11 protein-coding genes and 1 pseudogene are annotated in these 14046 nt (G+C 56.0%); 7 read left to right on the top strand and 5 right to left on the bottom strand.

All coding sequences use genetic code 11. From position 1 onward, the window contains the following. Window positions 1–186 precede the first annotated feature (186 nt). Window positions 187–978, top strand: a complete 792-nt coding sequence (locus tag QZ197_RS10625; RefSeq protein ID WP_296431906.1) for an alpha/beta hydrolase — start codon at window positions 187–189, stop codon at window positions 976–978. 255 nt (window positions 979–1233) lie between these two features. Here the strand turns inward: QZ197_RS10625 and QZ197_RS10620 are convergent, their stop codons facing one another. Then, window positions 1234–2607, bottom strand: coding sequence for a sensor histidine kinase (locus QZ197_RS10620; RefSeq protein ID WP_296431905.1), 1374 nt, complete (start codon window positions 2605–2607; stop codon window positions 1234–1236). A 16-nt stretch (window positions 2608–2623) separates the two neighbouring features. Continuing rightward, a complete protein-coding gene (locus QZ197_RS10615; protein ID WP_296431904.1) occupies window positions 2624–3292 on the bottom strand; it encodes a response regulator transcription factor in 669 nt (222 codons plus the stop codon). A 140-nt stretch (window positions 3293–3432) separates the two neighbouring features. On the opposite strand from QZ197_RS10615, the gene QZ197_RS10610 reads away from it, so the two are divergent. The 4 genes from QZ197_RS10610 (at window position 3433) to QZ197_RS10595 (ending at window position 8741) form a co-directional block, all read left to right on the top strand. Then, entirely contained in the window at window positions 3433–4539 is a 1107-nt protein-coding gene (locus QZ197_RS10610; RefSeq protein ID WP_296431903.1) for a tricarboxylate transporter, read from the top strand. Window positions 4540–4621: 82 nt separating this feature from the next. After that, window positions 4622–6688 (top strand): tripartite tricarboxylate transporter permease, encoded by a 2067-nt coding sequence (locus QZ197_RS10605; protein WP_296431902.1) that lies wholly within the window; start codon window positions 4622–4624, stop codon window positions 6686–6688. Continuing rightward, on the top strand, window positions 6685–7776 hold the full coding sequence (locus QZ197_RS10600; RefSeq protein ID WP_296431900.1) for a 4-oxalomesaconate tautomerase: 1092 nt from the start codon (window positions 6685–6687) through the stop codon (window positions 7774–7776). Before QZ197_RS10605 ends, QZ197_RS10600 begins: the two co-directional genes overlap by 4 nt. Further along, complete coding sequence (locus tag QZ197_RS10595) at window positions 7773–8741, top strand: D-2-hydroxyacid dehydrogenase family protein (RefSeq protein ID WP_296431899.1); 969 nt, start codon at window positions 7773–7775, stop codon at window positions 8739–8741. The genes QZ197_RS10600 and QZ197_RS10595 overlap by 4 nt, the downstream gene beginning before the upstream one ends. On the opposite strand, the gene QZ197_RS10590 is transcribed toward QZ197_RS10595, so the two are convergent. Both QZ197_RS10590 and QZ197_RS10585 read right to left on the bottom strand, forming a co-directional pair. Next, on the bottom strand, window positions 8719–9747 hold the full coding sequence (locus QZ197_RS10590) for an AbrB family transcriptional regulator (RefSeq protein ID WP_296431896.1): 1029 nt from the start codon (window positions 9745–9747) through the stop codon (window positions 8719–8721). The two genes, QZ197_RS10595 and QZ197_RS10590, sit on opposite strands and share 23 nt — an antisense overlap. After that, window positions 9744–10394 (bottom strand): GntR family transcriptional regulator, encoded by a 651-nt coding sequence (locus QZ197_RS10585; protein ID WP_296431895.1) that lies wholly within the window; start codon window positions 10392–10394, stop codon window positions 9744–9746. The genes QZ197_RS10590 and QZ197_RS10585 overlap by 4 nt, the downstream gene beginning before the upstream one ends. Window positions 10395–10456: 62 nt before the next feature. Here QZ197_RS10585 and tcuA point away from each other — a divergent pair, with 62 nt between their 5' ends. Continuing rightward, window positions 10457–11929: an FAD-dependent tricarballylate dehydrogenase TcuA gene (gene tcuA, locus QZ197_RS10580; RefSeq protein WP_296431894.1), complete on the top strand. Its 1473-nt coding sequence runs from the start codon at window positions 10457–10459 to the stop codon at window positions 11927–11929. 313 nt (window positions 11930–12242) lie between these two features. Next, window positions 12243–12923: a transporter substrate-binding domain-containing protein gene (locus QZ197_RS10575; protein ID WP_296431893.1), complete on the top strand. Its 681-nt coding sequence runs from the start codon at window positions 12243–12245 to the stop codon at window positions 12921–12923. Between the two features lie 2 nt (window positions 12924–12925). On the opposite strand, the pseudogene QZ197_RS10570 reads toward QZ197_RS10575, so the two are convergent. Then, a pseudogene (locus QZ197_RS10570) lies at window positions 12926–14007 on the bottom strand (IS5 family transposase). Window positions 14008–14046: the final 39 nt, after the last annotated feature.

Here is a 14046-nt window from a genome sequence, read left to right as displayed (position 1 = left end):
CACGCACCGCTAGAAGGAAATGTTGCACCCCGACCCGCATCGAAAAACCTTCAGGAAAGCAGACCTGCGCAGCGGTTTACATCAAGGTCAGCTCTGCGGGACAAAGCGCCATTTAAATTTGGCCAGATTTCCGAAAATACGAACTGCGTGTTATAATAAATTCACTATTGTTTTTGAGGTGATCACATGGAAATTCATGACACAGACTTCATCGAAGCAGGAAGTGGTGAAAAGGTCATCCTTGTCCATTCAAGCGTTGCAGGAGCCAAACAATGGCGAAGCTTGATGGACGCACTAGCTGGCGACTTCCACGTCATCGCGATCAACTTATTCGGCTATGGGAAAACTCGCGCTTGGGACGACGGCAACCTTCAACGGTTGGAGGATCAAGCCAGACTGATCGAACCTTTTTTGCCGACGGCTGGTAACCAAATCTCAATTGTTGGGCACTCATTCGGTGGGAGCGTAGCAATGAAAGCCGCGGCGCTGTTTAAGGACCAGATGAACCGACTGGTCCTGATAGAGCCCAATCCCTTCTATCTACTGAGTAAGTATGGACGCATGGAAGCCTATGAGGAAGCTGTTTCCCTGCGTGATTTAATCAAAACTAATGGTCGAGCGGGAACGTGGGAAATAGCTGCTGAAAGGTTTGCGGATTATTGGACCGGTGCGGGCAGTTGGAATGCCATGCCCGAAGACCGGAAGACCAAGTTCTCTCATGCATTGAAACCAAATTTCCATGAATGGGATGCGGTGATGAATGAACAAACCTCTTTGTCCGAATGGGAAAGAGATTTGCCCAAGGGCACGACCGTTTTATCCTCCGCTGACACAGTTAAATCTATTGCTGAAATAGTCGCATTGATGAAAGAAAACGTTCCCGGATGGAACTTCGAACGGATCAAGAAAGGTGGCCACATGGCGATTATGACCAAACCCGAACAGCTAAATCCGATGGTGATAGATGCGCTGAGCTGACCGCTCGTGTGGGCTCGAAGGAGACCTTCGCCGCACGCTGCGCAGGTGTCTGCTCTGCGGACAAAGCGGCCTTGTGCAGGTGCAGCTATTGCCAACGCAGCATTTCTTCGCATCTGCGGCATGACTGTCGCTGCGTTGAAGCTGATGTCACCGAAGCGGCCATTGAAATCTGCTGCGAGATACCGAAACCAAACGGCCCCATTCATGTCCTTGATTTGGACCTGTAGGAAAGCGCCGCTCGCGGTGCTTGCATATTCAGACCTGTTGATCAGGGAGGAGAAACTGCATCTCGACGGTGAAGGTTTGCCCAGAGGAGGCCAGTTTAATCTGGCCGCCGAAGGCTTCTGTGATGGCTTGCGCGATTGGCAATCCAAGGCCGGAACCGGACGTTGGGGTAATCTGGCTGAAGCGCGCCAAAGCCCTGTCGAACTTGGCTGGCGCAATTCCTTTTCCGTTATCGCGCACGATGACGATAAGGGTTTCGGCCCTCATCGACACCGACAGGCCGATTTTGCTTAACGCCGGGCCGCCGTGGGCGAGGGCGTTGTTCAGCACGTTCAGAACTGCCTGTTCGAACAATACCGGATCCCCATAAAGTTCGAAGGACCGATCCGGAAGGTCACTCAGAAATTTCACATCTGTCGCCATCGCCTTTTTGCCGAATTTGTCCGCCAGATTCTGTATCGGGGGGATGGCGTCAAAGCGGCGCAGTTCGTCTAGGCGCGGAGCTGCGCGGGCACGCTCTAAGGTCAAAAGATCATTGGCCAACCCAGCGGTTTCACGCGCAGCTTCGATCAGGTCATCACTGCGGGTTTGCAAAACATCCGGCGTTTTCGCGGCCTTTACAGCTTCAGCCAACGCCAAGACACCTGCGATAGGATTTCGCAACTGGTGGGCCGCATCCGAAATGAAGACGTCTTTTACATCCAGCGTTCGTTTCAGCTCTTCCAGCAATGAATTGATCCGCCCGACGATGCCGCTGACCTCAACCGGAATGGGACGGCGGATAACAGACAGATCATTGGCAGAGCGTTGTTCGATCGCGTTTTCAAGATCAATCAAAGGGTAAAGCCCAAGGCGCACCCCGAACCAGACAATCACCGCAAGGGCGCCGATCATAGACGCGATGATCAGGAAAACAGGGCGCGTGCGCCCCCGCACAAAGCCGTCGCGCAGGTCAGTGCCTTGCCAAACGCTGAACGTGAAGGCGCCGTTTATGCCGTCCATCGACATCGTTTGTGTAAACCTCAGAACGCGGACAGGCTGTCCTTGATAGACCGCTTCGAAATAGGTCTGCCCGTCTGCTGTAAGGGCTGTGTTGGGGGGGACCGGGGGCGTGGCGTAGCCTGTGACGAATACGCCGTCTGGGGCGTAGACGTGATAAAAGACCGCCCCACCAGATGTGTCGCGCAGCAAATCGCGGGTTTCTTCGCTTAAGGCGTCGCCGCTTGTTACGGCGATATCGCGACTGATCGCCAATGCTGTTGATAAAAGCGAGCGATCAAATCGTTCGGACGCACGTGTTTGCGCGTCAAAATAGGCCCACCCGCCGAACAGTGCCGCGATCAACAAAAGCGGAATGAGGATCACGATCGTCAGGCGTACGCGCAGCGAAAGGGCGTTGTTCATGGAAAAAAGCCGTCCTTCATGTGTCTGTCTGGATCAGATAGCCCATCCCGCGCTTTACGATTATTTGCACGCCGTATGGTTGCAACCGTTTGCGCAGGCGCGACACGTAGACTTCGACGACAGGTTCGCCGATGTCCGCGCCCGTGCCATACAGACTGTCGAGGAGTCCTTGTTTTGTGACCAACCGGCCTTCGGCCATCAGCAGTCGTTCAAACAGGGCGACTTCGCGGCGGGGAATGTCTAGCGGGCCGTCGGGGCCCTCGATCATCCGTGTGCTTAAATCAAACCGCAGCGTGCCAAGTGTGCGGCTGGCGGTGCCGATGTCGGTAACGCGGCGGGACAGTGCACGGATGCGAGCGCTGAATTCCTGCATTTCGAACGGTTTGCCAAGGTAGTCATCCGCACCTGCATCAAGCCCTGCAACCTTATCGGTGGTTTCCGCCTGTGCCGTCAGGATCAAGACAGGACGGTGATCGCCCCGCGCGCGCAGACCACGCAAAATTGCCAATCCGTCTTTGCCGGGCAAGTTTAGATCGAGCACAATCATGTCCGCACCGTCACCGCGCAAAAACGCATCCGCTTGCGTGCCGTCATGCAGCATATCCACAGCATGGCCTGCATCCTGCAAGTGATAGCAGATGCCCTTGGCCAGCGAGATATTGTCTTCCACGACGACGATCCGCAATTGCGAAACCTTTCCAAAAAAAACCGCGATGCAAGGTTCATGCAAGGATGGCACTGCAAGGTGCCACTATCAAGAAGGCTCGGGAGGCCTATTGATTCTATTTATCCGGCCATAAATGGACCGGTCCTTGGGAGGAACACATGACTAATTATACTTCACAGCGCCCTCTGGCGCTCGCACTGGCTTTGTCGACTGCAATGGTCGGCGGCCAAGCCATGGCTGACGGCCACGCAATCGATCTGGAAGGCAAAACCGTTGAATGGATCATCCCATTCTCCGAAACGGGTGGCTCTGCAAAATGGGCGAATTTCTACGCACCGCTTTTGGCCGAAGCACTGCCGGGCAACCCGACTGTTGTGGTTGTGTTTGATCCCGGTGCGGGGTCGACCAAAGGCGCGAACAACTTTCAGGAAATGACATATGAGGATGGCACGACCATCTTTGGGTCATCCGGTTCTACGCAGTTCCCATACCTGCTGAGCGACCCACGCGTACGTTATGAGTATTCCGATTGGAATGTTGTTCTGGCGTCCGGCACAGGTGGTGTCGCCTATTTGCCAACCGATTTGGCGGGCATGTTGGGTGACGGTGGTGATGCGTCCGGTATTGCTGGCGAAGACTTCATCTACGGCAGCCAAGGCGCGACACGTCTTGACCTCGTGCCGCTTCTGGCTTGGGAAATGCTGGGTCTGAACGTCGAGCCTGTGTTCGGCATTGAAGGTCGCGGCGATGGCCGCCTGATGTTCGAGCGTGGCGAAGCCAACATCGACTATCAGACATCTTCTTCCTATCTTTCTGGTGTAACGCCATTGGTCGAAGCTGGCACAGCGACACCATGGTTCGCGTTTGGCGCGCTTGATGATGACGGCAACGTTGTACGTGACCCGACATTCCCTGACATGCCATCCTTCAAGGAAGTCTGCGAAGCCACAGACGGCTGCGAAACATCCGGCCCGCAGTGGGACGCATGGAAAGCCTTCTTCACCGCAGGTTTCCCTGCCCAGAAAATGGTCTTCCTGCCAGCCGGTGCGCCACAAGCAGCCATCGATACGTACACGGCAGCTTTTGAGGAAGTGAAAGCGCGCGCTGACTTTGCTGAAATCTCTGCTGCACGTCTTGGCGTGTACCCACAGATGACAGGTCCTGCCGCGCAGGTTGCGTTGGAATCCGGCACAGCCGTTCCACAAGAAGCCAAAGACTTTGTGATCAACTGGTTGAGCGAGCGCTACGGCGTCGTTCTTCAGTAACCACACGCGTCCTCTCCGCCCGTTTGTGTGCGGGGAGGACATCCTACTTTTTTCTTGAAAATTTACGCGAAAGGTCGGGGCCATGGACGTCTTTCTAACGGCAATGCCAGCACTCGGTGACGCCTTTGCGATGATTTTGCAGCCTCACGTTATTGGCTACCTGGTTCTTGGCGTCGTTATGGGTCTCTGCATCGGGGTCTTCCCCGGTTTGGGTGGCATCGCAGGCCTGTCGCTGCTTCTCCCGTTTATGTTTGGGATGGAACCTGTCACGGGTCTTGCGTTGATGGTTGGTATGGTGGCCGTTGTCCCAACATCCGACACCTTTGCGTCTGTCCTTATGGGCATCCCCGGATCATCCGCATCCCAAGCGACCGTGCTCGACGGTTTTCCCATGGCCAAGAAGGGTCAAGCAGCGCGGGCGCTGTCGGCCGCTTTTGCTTCGTCGCTGTTCGGTGGGCTGTTTGGCGCGGCTTTCCTGACATTCTTTATCCTTGCTGCGCGCCCCATCGTGCTGCTGTTTCAAACGCCTGAACTGTTGATGATTACAATTTTCGGTTTATCGATGGTTGGCATTCTTGCTGGTCGCGTTGCGATTAAGGGCGTGGTTGCCGCTTGCCTTGGCTTGCTTGTCGGCACCATTGGCGAGGGCAGCGCGCAAGGCGAATTGCGCATGATCCCCCGCGAATGGATATTCGCGGATAGCGGGTCCTTTGCGTTCGAGATGTATCAGTACCTTGGCGACGGGCTAAAACTGGTCATCGTTGGCCTTGGCATTTTCGCAATCCCCGAAATCGTCGCGCTATTGCGTCAAGACAAAGCGATTTCGGATAAAGCCAATCTGGGTGGCGGGTGGCTGGAAGGGGTTAAAGACTGGTGGGCGAACCTGTGGCTGTCCATGCGCTGTTCTCTGATCGGTGTAATCGTTGGTGTGATCCCCGGTCTAGGTGGATCGGTTGTCGATTGGATCGCCTACGGTCACACGGTGCAAACCGCCAAGGATAAATCGCAATTCGGGAAAGGTGACGTTCGCGGCGTAATCGGGCCTGAGAGCTCCAATAACGCCAAAGAGGGCGGTGGGCTCGTCCCAACGCTTTTGTTCGGCATTCCCGGATCCGGGTCGATGGCAATCTTCATTTCCGCCGTTGCGTTGCTCGGTTCAGGATCGATCGAGGTTGGCCCGTCGATGCTAAAAAACAACCTCGATTTCACCTATGCAATCGTTTGGTTACTGGCGCTGGCCAACGTCGTCGGCACGTTGATCTGCATCGCGGCCTCGGGTGGAATCGCGAAGCTGACCAACATTCGTTTTGCGCTTTTAGCGCCGTTCTTGTTCATGATCATCGCCTTTGCTGCGTTCCAATCGCGCCAAGAAATCTGGGACCTTGTGGCGCTGTTCGGCATTGGGTTGCTTGGCATTTTGATGCGCCGTTTTGATTGGTCGCGCCCCGCATTCCTGATCGGCTTTGTGTTGTCGGGGCCAGTTGAACGTTACACCAACCAAGCCTATCAGATCGGTTCGTCGCGATTCCGCCGCAGCTTTGAGGATGGGTTGGAATATGTGTTCAGTCCTATCGTTATCATCCTGATCATTATCACGCTTTTGTCCGTCGTCATCGGGCTTCGCCAGGCTAAGAACATTCAGGCGGAGGGCGACGTCGCATCAGGATCAAAACGCGCACCGCTGATCTTTTTGCTCGCCGTGATGGGATATGCCGCTGTGGCATATGGCAACGCATCCCTCGTGCCAGATTTCGCCAAAACCGACCGCGTGATCCCGATCTTTGTGGCTACCATCGCGCTGATCGGAGCGGCGCTACTGGTCGTGCAGATGATCCGCGCAAAGGAAACCGACGCGATTTTTGCGGATCGTGAACTGCAAGACGCTGACGTGAACACGTATGGATTATGGGCAACACTAGCTTGGTTTGCAGGGCTTTTAGTGGCCACTGCATTGGTTGGCTTTATCCTCGCCTTAGCAGGCTTTCTGCTTCTGTTTATCAGGTTCCGTGCTGGCAAAAGCTGGGGCTATGCGGCTGGCTACACTGCCTTCGGCATCACCTTTATTTGCGCAATGGCGTGGACGCTGAACCGCGATTTTCCACCAGGACTGTTGCAAGGGGCCTTTGATTTGCCGTGGCCACTGACATGACTCAAACCGCTGTTCCCTTCTTGTTCATGCGCGGTGGCACGTCGCGTGGCCCTTACCTTAACCGCACGGACTTGCCAGAAGACCGTGAAACTTTGGCGCAAGTTCTTATCGCCATGGTTGGCTCCGGCCACCCGTTGAATATCGACGGGATCGGGGGCGGAAATGCAGTGACAACCAAGGTCGCGATGCTGTCACGCTCCGATCATCCATGGGCTGATATTGACTACTTTTTCGCTCAGGTCAGCGTTGAAGATCAAACTGTGGACTTCAAACCCACCTGCGGCAATATCCTTTCCGGGGTCGGCCCCGCAGCCATTGAGCTGGGCTTGATTGCGGCCAGCGGGGGCGAAACAACCGTCAAAATCCACGCGGTCAATACGGGTGCGCGGGTCATCGCCAAAGTGCAGACATCAGCGGATGGTGTGGTCTATGACGGGGATGCATCAATCGACGGCGTGCCCGGCACGGCGGCCCCTGTGGCTTTGCAATTCATGGACACGATCGGCGGCGCAACGGGGGCGTTTTTGCCCACGGGCAATCTAATCGATACCTTCAACGGCATCGACGTCACCTGCATGGATGTCGCAATGCCCATGGTGATCGCACGCGCCGAGAGCTTTGGGCTGACCGGATATGAAAGCGCGGAAGCCTTGAACGATAATACCGACTTCTTTTCCAAAATGGAAAACGTACGCGTTCAAGCTGGCGCGGCCATGGGCATCAAAGACGTCGCCAGCTCTGTCACGCCAAAATTCGGGCTATTGGCTCCTGCGCGGGACGGCGGTACCGTAACCACGCGCTACTTCATGCCTTGGAAAACCCACCCGACAATGGCTGTGACCGGCGCGCAGTGCCTTGCATCTTGTGTGCTGACACCGAATACTGTCGCGCAAGGGTTGGCGAACCGATCAAACGAACGGCCAGAAAAGATCATTCTGGAACACGCTAGCGGGCAGATCGAGGTTTTGGTGGACTATGATCTGACAGTGGATGGCATTGATTTACGCTCCGCCGGATTGGTTCGAACGGCACGTCTTTTGGCACGCGGCGAGGTGATGATCCCGCGCAATATCTGGAGCGGCCTATGAAGGTTCATATTCTCGACGATTGGTTTGACACGCTTCGTGATTTGCCGTGTTTTAAAAAGCTGGACGGGCATGACGTTACCGTCTGGACGGATCACGAACCCGACCCCGAACGCCTTGCTGCGCGGGTGCAAGACGCCGAGGCACTGGTTTTATTTCGCGAACGCACCAAGATTGGCGGGGACTTGCTGGCACGGCTTCCCAATCTGAAATTGATCAGCCAGCGCAGCGTTTATCCCCATGTCGATGTGCCCGCCTGCACGGCCAATAATGTGCTGCTGAGTTCCAATATGCACAGCGGCACGCCATCTTATGCCGCTGCCGAGATGACATTGGCGCTGATCCTTGCCAGCTATCGACAAATCCCGCAGCAGGCCGCATCGATCCGTTCAGGCCATTGGCAAATGGGCGTCGGGCGCACATTGCGCGGGCGCACCTTGGGCCTTTATGGCTATGGGCGCATTGCGCAAACTGTGGCCGGATATGCCCGCGCGATGGGTGTGAACGTACAATGGTGGGCGTCTGAAGAAGGCCGCGCGCGGGCGATTGCCGATGGGCTATCCGTCGCCGACAGCCGCGAAGCCTTCTTTGCAACCAGCGATGTTGTTAGCCTGCATGTGCGTTTGAAACCGGCGACACGTGGCATCATCACGGCGCAAGACCTTGCGCAGATGGCACCGCGCAGTTTGCTGGTGAACACCTCGCGCTCAGGCCTGATTGCGCCAGGCGTGCTTGAGGTCGAGATCGCCAAAAACCGCATTCATGCGGCCGTTGATGTGTTCGACACAGAACCTTTGCGCGATACATCCAATCTGTTGTTAACCCACCCAAACGTCCTGCCAACACCGCATATTGGCTACGTCACCGAGGACGAGTTTGATTTGCAATTCAGTGATATTTTCGACCAGATCAATGCCTACGCAAATGGCTCACCGATCCACATGATCAACCCTGAGGTTTGGTCCTAAACAGCCGCGCCGCGATGGGCGCACCCAAGATAACCACTACAATGCGCAGCACATGGTGCGCGATGACAAATGCCATATCAGCCCCCGCGATCAAGGCGAGCACTGTCATTTCCGCTTGCCCGCCCGGCGCGAAGGCCAGAAGCGTTTCCATAGGCGGTGCAAGGTCTAAAAGGTGAATGGCTTCGACAAAGGCCCCCGACAGCACCAGAAGAATTAGACAAAACCCGAGGGCGGCAGTCACGTCGCGGCGCACTTCTGCACCTGTGACACCTGCATATTTCGTGCCCACGGTCATGCCGATGAAAAACTGGGCCATCCAGATTGCTTCGGCGGGGGGACGGTGTTGCAACACGCCCGACAACGCAAGGATCGCCGACAGGATCATCGGGCCAAGGATAGAAGACCCGAACAGTCCGACAGCTTTCGCAATTTGCCAGCCTGCAACGCCGCAGACCACCATCAAGATGAGCTGGGATAGAGGCAAGGAGGCAGCAGGGACGCCGGGCGGATTGCTGAGGTCAACGCCCCAGTAACCTTGCAAGATAAACGGCAGGGCGACCACGATCACCATCACGCGGGTCGCATGGATCAACGACAGCGCGCGCACATCGGCCCCCGCTTCTTCGCCAAACAGCAACATGTCCTGCAAACCACCGGGCATGGCCCCGTAATAGCTGGTGGCGAAATCAAATCCCCAGAGACGTTGAAAATAGGGCACACCGATCAGCCCGATCAAGACCACCATCAGTGGCACAAGGATCAATGTCGTCCACATGCCGGCCATGGTGACAACAAGCGCCCATGTAAATGTCGCACCCACGGCTACGCCCAAAATCGTGCGCATCAGGTTGTTGATCACCGGCATCCCGCGCATGGAAACACCTAACAATGCGGCGACAAGGCAGGCCACGATTGGGCCAAGCAACCATGGCAACGGCAAGTGCAGCATATGAAACGCCGCAACACCGATGGCCGCAATCAGATGCGTGACGACGATGTGTTTCATGATGTCATAACCGACAGGCGGTGGCGCAGTGAGGTTTGCAAATGCGCCTCTGCGGCGGCGCCTGCGGCCTCAATGTTACCTGCGCTGATCGCGTCGATGATGTCAGCGTGCTGGGCGACGACGGTTTTGATCCGTTCTGCATCGGCCAATGTGGTTGGCCCCAATAAAAGCAGTGCATTGTTCAGTCCGCGCGCGGATTCCAGCAAGAACCGGTTGCGCGCTGCGAGGTAAATCGCGCGGTGAAACTGCTGGTTTATCGCGGCAGCTTTGGACGGCGTGTCACTGGCCTGCGCAATCTTTTTATTGATTGTGACCAGTGCATCAACCTCGGCCTGCATCGCGTGTTTCGCCGCCATCTGGGCTGCCGTGCGTTCCAGAACGAGCCGCATTTCATAGAGTTCCACAACTTCCGTGCGGCTGAGCGTACGGATCACAGCGCCGATGCGGGGGCGGTGTTCGATGATGTTCTCAGCTTCAAGTCGGCGCAAAGCCTCGCGGATGGGGGTGCGCGACAAGCCCAAACGCTCGGCGACCTCGACTTCACGCAACCGATCCCCCGGTTGGAAATCTCCGGCCTCGATCGCGGCCATGAGTTTGGCAAAAGCAATACCACCTTGAGACATATCGGATGGGTCGGTCTGGGTCATGACGTGGGCTTTCAATATTGTATCCGAATGGATACAAGAACGTCATATCAGGAGAATCAACTATGTCAAAGCATGTCATCGTCGTCGGATCAGGAAACGCAGCCATGTGCGCGGGGATTGCGGCCCTTGAAGGGGGTGCACGTGTTTTGATGCTGGAAAAAGCAGATGAAACCTTGGCGGGGGGTAATACGAAATACACCGCCGGCGCCATGCGCTTCGCCTATGACGGGGCCGAGGATTTGTTGCCCTTACTGAAAGATCCTGACGATCCACGCCTTAAGGTCACGGACTTTGGTGGATATACGCGCGTGAAATTTGGTGAGGACTTGCTGGCCTTTAATGGCGGCCGCAATCTGTCGGTCGAGCAGGAACGCCTGATTGGGACGTCTTTGGCGGCGATGCAATGGCTGGGCAACCACGGCGTAAAATTTGAACCGATCTACAGCCGTCAAAGTTTTGAGAAAGACGGTCGTCACGTGTTCTGGGGCGGCCTGACGTTGGCCGCTGAAAACGAAGGCGTCGGACTGTTTGAGATGGAACTGGCAGCGTTCACGGGTCTGGGCGGCGAAATCCTGTACAATTCCGCAGTTACTGGATTGGTGACACAGGATAACAAAGTCACGGGCGTCACCGTGGGCGAAGAAACGCTGAACGCGGAAGCGGTGATCCTCGCGTGCGGTGGGTTTGAGGCGAACGCCAAACTGCGCAACGATTTAATGGGCGGCAACTGGGAAAAGGCGAAGGTGCGCGGCACGCCCCATAACACAGGCGACGGTCTGGTCATGGCGCATGATCTGGGTGCTGCAAAATATGGCCTTTATCCGAACTGCCATGCGACACCCATGGATCTGCACATGCCAGATTTCGCCAACCTTGATTTGCCCGCGGGGGAGCGTAAGAACTACCGCAAGATCTGTTATTTCCTTGGTGTAATGTTGAACGCGAACGGGGATCGTTTTGTGGATGAGGGCGAGAACTTCCGCAATTACACCTACGCACAATTCGGCAAAGCGGTGCTGGATCAGCCCAGTCATTTCGCGTGGCAGGTGTTTGACGCCAAAGTGGACGACATGCTGTACGCCGAATACCGGTTTCATGACGCGCATTTTGTCGAGGCCGATACGCTTGATGATCTGTGCGCCAAGATGGACGGCATCGACCACCACGGCGCGCGCGCAACTTTGGATGCTTTCAACGATGCGGTTATGGATGACGTCGCCTTTGATCCGACGTCGCTGGATGGCAAAGGGACGCGGGGCTTGGCCCTCGCGAAATCGAACTGGGCGCAGAAATTCGATACGCCTCCGTTCAAAGCCTATCCCGTCACAGGTGGCATTACGTTCACTTATGGTGGTCTGAAGGTGTCGGATGCGGGCGCCGTTTTGCGCAGCGATGACACGGTGATTGAGGGCTTGTTTGCATGCGGCGAAATGGTCGGCGGAGTCTTTTATGAAGGGTATCCCGGTGGGTCAGGCCTGACATCGGGCGCTGTCTTTGGGCGCCTTGCAGGACAAGGAGCGGCGCTAAAGAAATGAGTAGAAGGGTATTGAAACCACACCTTTGGAAGCCGGTTCGCTGACTCAGAGACCGAAATAAACGGCAACTTTGTCCGCACATCAAACGTCTGCGCAGCCTACAGCGATCCTTTGAAACCACCGTCCAAAGTACCTATTTTTGTAAGAAGCACAAATGACGGTACACGCTTGGCATCTCGATCCTGTTTGTGGGCTCAACAACCTTGAAACAGACCGTGAGCCTTAGCGTTGGTTTCTAGCAGGAACGCGAATTTTCTGGTTGCGTGTCTGATCTTCAGCGTAACATCACTGGATATGTAAGAGAGAGAATAGCATGCAGGATGAACTGGCCTTGATCGCGCAGAACGACATTCTTCGAGTTGCCATCAACACGGGAAATAGGGCGCTTGTCCAAAACGATGGTGGCAAGCTTGCCGGCGTCAGCCCTGCACTTGCACAGCGTTTGGTGGACCGGCTGGGTGTGACATTCGAACCAGTCATATACACAGGGGCTGGTAAGGTGTTCGCCGATGCAAGTTCGGACCGATGGGACGTCGCGTTCCTTGCAATTGACGAAACCCGCGCCCGTCAGATCAGTTTTACACGCCCCTACCATGTGATCGAAGCCACCTATGCCGTTCGATCACATGCGCCTTTTCAACAAGTATCAGATGCAGATCGGAGAGGCGTGACGATCCTGACCGCGACAGGATCTGCCTATGATATGTACCTTTCGAAAACCCTAAAAAACGCGCATCTGGAACATTCCGGGACGCCGCCGGAAAGTTTTGAAGATTTTCGCGATGGACGGGGCGATTTAGTTGCCGGGGTCCGCGCCTCTCTGGAAAGCTATTTCTGCGGTGATGGCGGCTTTCGGATCTTGCCGGGTGTCCTTACGCAGGTGTCGCAGGCGATGGTGCTGGCGGGTCGCGACAACCCATTGATTGCGGCGCTTGACGCGTTTGTAGAAGAAGCGATTGGGGACGGGTTCGTGGCAAAAAATCTCGGCATCTAGGGTCAGGACCGGCTTTGTTGCACAAATCGGGTGTACCCCAGACGGACTAATCCTACGGGCTCAGTGATAGGTATGCCAAGAGCCGTGTAGCGGTTGAGGACGGCGATACGGATTTGGATCTCGGCAACCTGCCTTTCGAAGTCCCTCGCCATCCACAGTCCGGCAACACATTCGAAGAATGTGTGAGAGGAAGCGATTGGCCAAGCAGTTTCATACATTGCATCTTCGTTTCGACGCGGTTTCGGCGGTGGTATCCGCACCAGCGTCGCCACAGAGTGCGGCCAAGATACTGTTGAGCATTGACCGCACCGTTTCGAGCAACAGCTCCGGCACTCGTCGGTTTCCAGGGCTTTGCATTCTTGCGCGGTGAGAGCGAGCCTTGTGCGCCATTGGTTCGAGCACAATGGCGAGCGCATGGGCATCTCGTGCGGCAATCGCCTCGTGGCATTTACGGGTGTCATACGCCCCGTCCATTGCCTGGCAGGCGATTGCGGAGCAATCTGCCGAGAGGGGGCGGTGACGCTGCCGATGTCCTGATCTGGAGGGATTTGGTTCAGAAGTTCGGGCAGCATGGGAGCATCACCGATGTTGCTGCGTTCGCGGGCTCACCCTCGACGGCCCGAACCTCCAGCGTTTCCTCGTCGATGCCTATGTGTATCTTGCGCCATATGCGGCGTTTGGAGCCGCCATGTTTGCGCACATTCCACTCGCCTTCACCTTCGGCTTTGATCCCCGTGCTGTCGATGAGGAGATTCAGTGGCCCCTTTGATCCACGATACGGGAGGCTCACGTTTAGTGTCTTCTGGCGACGGCATAAGGTGCTGAAATCTGGCGCAGCCCAATCCAGCCCAACCAGCCGCAGCAAGCTCTGGACGAACCCAGTTGTCTGGCGAAGCGGCATGCCAAACAGGACCTTCAGCGTCAGGCATGTCTGAATGGCCGGATCACTGAATTGCTGTTGCCGGCCTCGCTTGCCGCTGGGTGGCGGTGTCCAACCCCTCTCCGGATCAAACCAGATCGACAATGATCCGCGTTGCTACAAGCTGTCATTGTAAGACGACCAATTCTTAGGTTCAGGACTCATAACCAGAATATGACGGTTGCAGCGAGGGCGATCGCTGAC

The organism is Yoonia sp. (assembly GCF_017854415.1).
Taxonomy (GTDB): Bacteria; Pseudomonadota; Alphaproteobacteria; order Rhodobacterales; family Rhodobacteraceae; genus Yoonia.
The sequence above is the reverse complement of the archived record's forward strand: the minus strand, read 5'-3'. Positions and strand labels throughout refer to the sequence as shown.